The organism is Vibrio sp. M260118 (assembly GCF_036533755.1).
In the GTDB taxonomy this organism is placed as follows: domain Bacteria; phylum Pseudomonadota; class Gammaproteobacteria; order Enterobacterales; family Vibrionaceae; genus Vibrio.
This window is the reverse complement of record NZ_JATABG010000341.1, coordinates 1-3,721: the sequence shown is the minus strand read 5'-3', so window position 1 is coordinate 3,721 and position 3,721 is coordinate 1. Positions and strand designations below refer to the sequence as shown.

At 41.6% G+C, this 3,721-nt stretch carries 3 protein-coding genes, 1 pseudogene and 1 other annotated feature; all 4 genes and pseudogenes read right to left on the bottom strand.

The window, feature by feature from the left end:
• Positions 1 to 298 (bottom strand): annotated as a pseudogene (locus tag QTO00_RS16325) (diguanylate phosphodiesterase); the annotation flags it as partial.
• Entirely contained in the window at positions 282 to 1,322 is a 1,041-nt protein-coding gene (locus tag QTO00_RS16320; protein ID WP_331425733.1) for a polyamine ABC transporter substrate-binding protein, read from the bottom strand. The gene QTO00_RS16320 and the pseudogene QTO00_RS16325, both read right to left, overlap by 17 nt.
• A 170-nt stretch (positions 1,323 to 1,492) precedes the next feature.
• Entirely contained in the window at positions 1,493 to 2,671 is a 1,179-nt protein-coding gene (gene pheA, locus QTO00_RS16315; protein WP_331425732.1) for a prephenate dehydratase, read from the bottom strand.
• Between the two features lie 13 nt (positions 2,672 to 2,684).
• Positions 2,685 to 2,804: a sequence feature (Phe leader region), on the bottom strand.
• A gap of 116 nt (positions 2,805 to 2,920) precedes the next feature.
• Entirely contained in the window at positions 2,921 to 3,247 is a 327-nt protein-coding gene (gene hpf / locus QTO00_RS16310) for a ribosome hibernation-promoting factor, HPF/YfiA family (protein ID WP_069667500.1), read from the bottom strand.
• Between the last annotated feature and the right edge of the window lie 474 nt (positions 3,248 to 3,721).

Here is a 3,721-nt window from a genome sequence, read left to right as displayed (position 1 = left end):
GATTTTCAATGGTTGCTTGTAAATTACCAATCAGTTTCATCTCTCTGTAGGGGTTCTCAGGTTGACGAAAATAATTACTAATAATATCGCTTTTAGTTAAGGTCAAAGAGTAGCTATTGATCAGCGCCATTGATTGGCGAAAATGACCGGCTAGCTTTTCCATAGAGAGCTGAATATAGCTTTGCTCGCGCTTGATAAGGGTATCTTTTTGATTGAAGTAGATGCTATAGCTAGAGATAACAGCACTCAATAAGATCACAGGCGCAACAAGCAGTAGAACCCTAGTGTTTAGCTTCATGACGTTTAAGAATTTGGTTAATTACTTTAGCTCTTAGGCTTATATTTTCTGCCGAGAGTTCGCTATCTATATGTGCGTTTTTAATTCGTTCGGCAGATGGGAATAATGATGCATCATTTACATACCAATCGGGCAGTAGTTTTAGTGCACTTAAGTTAGGAGTAGCGGCTTTGATATCTGTTGCATTTTTTGCAGCAACCTTGGGATGCATGAGGTATTCGAGAAACGCTTTTGCCTCTTGCTTGTGCTCTGAATGACTCGTCACCGCTAAACAGTCTACCCAAATAAACAGTTCCCCATCAGGAATGATGAAATCCCAGTTATCACCACCGAAGGTACGATTAAGAGAATATTGATCACCGCTGTAAGCGAGTGTCATTGCCATTGGGTTGATGGATTCTTGGCTACGAACATAACTCAAAATGTACTCATAGGTGAGGACTTTTTCGCTAAACATCATCATCGCAGGGAAGGCACTTTTGAGCTCTTGAGGATTTTCGGTGGTGGGAGAGAGCCCTAAGCTATATAGAACAGGTAAGAAGCTCTCTACGCTATCGTTAATCATTCCAATCTTACCAGACAGCTCTGGTGGTGGATTAACAAAGGCCTGCCAAGTTTTCGGTGGGTGACTGATCTTATCCTTACGATAGGCGATACCCACAGTCCCCCAAAAGTAAGGTACAGCATAAGGGCCGCAGGTTTGATTCCATTTAGGTTCATTATGTTGTCGGTTATTGAGTGATGATAGATCTTCAAAGGCGCCGAGCCGACCATAAATTTGAGCTGAGACGTTGTCTACGACCACTACATCAAAGGGAAGCTGAACGCTCTTCATCATCAATAAACTGCGCTCGTCGTCGTTGTCAAAGTGTGAAAGTTTTAAACTTACACCAGACTCTTTCTCCCACTCAGATTGAACATAGGGGGAGAGTGTATCTTCCCACATGTAAACATTTAGGCTGGTTTCTTGAGCTGTGGTAACGGAACTGAGCAGAGTTAATAGCAATATGTACGAAGCTCTCATACTGACTGTTAGGTCCCTTTATCGATAAATCAGGAAAGTACTGCTAATCAGAGTCAGTTTGAAACGCGCTGACACAACACTAATATGCAACTAAATAGAGCGTGATAGTAAGAATATTAGTGAGTGGTGTCAGCTATTAAGTGACAATTATTTGACCTATGTAGATATATTTACAGAAGTTTTACCTGAGTTGGTTTCACGTTTTCACTTGGATAGCAGCCAAGAACTTTCAAGTGTTTGGTGATTTTCGTCAGTTCATTGAGCGCTTGCTGCATTGGTTGTGAATCTAGGTGAGCCTCCAGATCAACATAGAACATCTCTTCCCAAGGATTGCCCATGATTGGACGAGACTCTAGCTTGGTCATGTTGATGCCATAACGTTGTAGAACCAACAAGGTTTCTACTAATGAGCCTGCCTCTTGAGAGGTTGACATGATTAAAGTGCTCTTGGCAGGAATTTGTGCAGATACTTCAACTGGCTTACGCGCGACAATAATAAAGCGAGTATGGTTTTCGGTTTGATTCGCAATATTGCTCTGAATTGGCTGTAGGCCATAGAGTTTCCCACTCGAAGCATTGCCAATCGCTGCGACATCTGAGCGATTCATCTGTTTCACTTTTTGCATTGCGTCGGCGGTGCTTGCACATGACTCAAGCTTGACGCCTTCTAACTTGCTTAAAAACTCACTGCATTGAGCGTGCGGTTGAGGGTGCGAGTAGAGTGTTTTCAGTTCTTCTAAACGAATGTCAGAGGTTGCGACCAAGCAGTGTTCGATAGGCAACGTCAATTCTCCGACAATATACAGAGTGGTGTGTTGAAGCAGGTCGTAGACTTCGTTGATCGAGCCAGAGCTAGTATTTTCAATTGGCAGTACGCCATAATCCGCATGGCCAGACTCAACGGTGCGGGTCACTTCTCTAAAGTGTTCACAGTTGAGTTCAATTAATTCCGTATTCTTACGGCTAAAATACTCGCGGCTGGCTAGATGGGAGTATGAGCCTTTTGAACCTAAGAATGCGACACGAGCAAGTGGTTTCCGGCTCAGTTCTGGGTTGGCTAAATTCTGCAGATAAGATTGCTGAAGGAGAACCGAGTCCTCAATAATGGTATGGAAAAGTTTAGTGATGTATTGAGCATCAAGTTGATATTTTTGGTGGCCATTATTAATTAACTTAACCAGAAGTTGCTGTTCGCGTTCGGCGTCGCGAACGGGCTTGGACGTTTGTACTTTGCTTTTCGCCACTTCAATACTCATCTGACGGCGCTCTGATAGCAACTGGAGTAATTGGTCGTCCAGTTCATTTAAACGCAGTCGTATTTCGTCAAGTGAGTATTTTTGGTCAGTCATCCTGGTATTCCTTATAAAAAAAGCCTCCCTTTGGGAGGCTTTCTGTTCGTTTTTGACTTTTCTTTCGAAAACGAGAGAGCCTCCAATTTAGTGGAGAAAAAAGAAGTCAAAAAAGAACAGATTGGTTGGGTGCATAATTATCTACTAAGTAATGAACTCTTGAACACAATAAGCAACACGCTATAGGGCGTCAAGCAAAAAAATAGCGCCAAATGGCGCTATTTTTCTGATCCTCATAACTTATTTTGTCTATTCTACTTCTTCTTCAAGCTCTGGCTTCTCAGTACGGCGTGCTTCAGGCTTATGACGTAGTTTGTTTAGCTGACGTTCTAGTTTCTGTTCTACCTCGTTAACGGCAGCGTATAAATCTTCGTGAGTGGCGGATGCAATAAGTTGTCCTTTAGGTACGGTAATGACAGCTTCAAATTTTTTCTGTTTGTTTGGCTCCTCACTGAAGCTTGCTTGACAACCGATGATGTCAACTTGCCACTTTTCTAACTTTTTAAATTTGCTCTCAATGTGATTGCGGATTGCAGAGGTGATGTCGATATTTTTACCAGTGATGTTTACTTTCATAGATGTTTTCCTCTGTGTCATCCCTCATGGGTTAACTCCAGATTACTTATCCAAGGGTAAAATAATGTGATTTAGATCACCATTTTATTGGTGTTTTTCAGTGTTGAATTCAAACGTGATCTAACTCAAATAGTCTATTGAAAGAGAGGCGAAAAAGCTTGTGTCAGTAGAAAAAGTCATTAGATTGGGAGAGGTAACAGGCTAAAATGCTACGGTTTTTTAGGGACCTTCTACGACCTAATGAAATAGTCTGCTTGTGAATTAACCAGTTCAAAAATGTGAATCAAATTCCGTTATTCTTTGCTTAGCTACTCAACCTTCCTCGTTATCTGAGATTCCAACCTAGTTTTACTCCACAATATTAATTTTTGCCGCTTGTTGCTCTCTTAGTTCTCTCAGTGAGTTTAGCTGTTTGTAGATAATGAAGTAGCGATTAATATTTGAAACGTAGTGAACAGGTTCGCGGCCTATATT

Excerpts from the sequence above, each read along its gene's own strand:
- pheA (WP_331425732.1), bottom strand. The coding sequence starts at position 2,671 with ATGACTGACCAAAAATACTCACTTGACGAAATACGACTGCGTTTAAAT.
- QTO00_RS16320 (WP_331425733.1), bottom strand. The coding sequence starts at position 1,322 with ATGAGAGCTTCGTACATATTGCTATTAACTCTGCTCAGTTCCGTTACC.
- hpf (WP_069667500.1), bottom strand. The coding sequence starts at position 3,247 with ATGAAAGTAAACATCACTGGTAAAAATATCGACATCACCTCTGCAATC.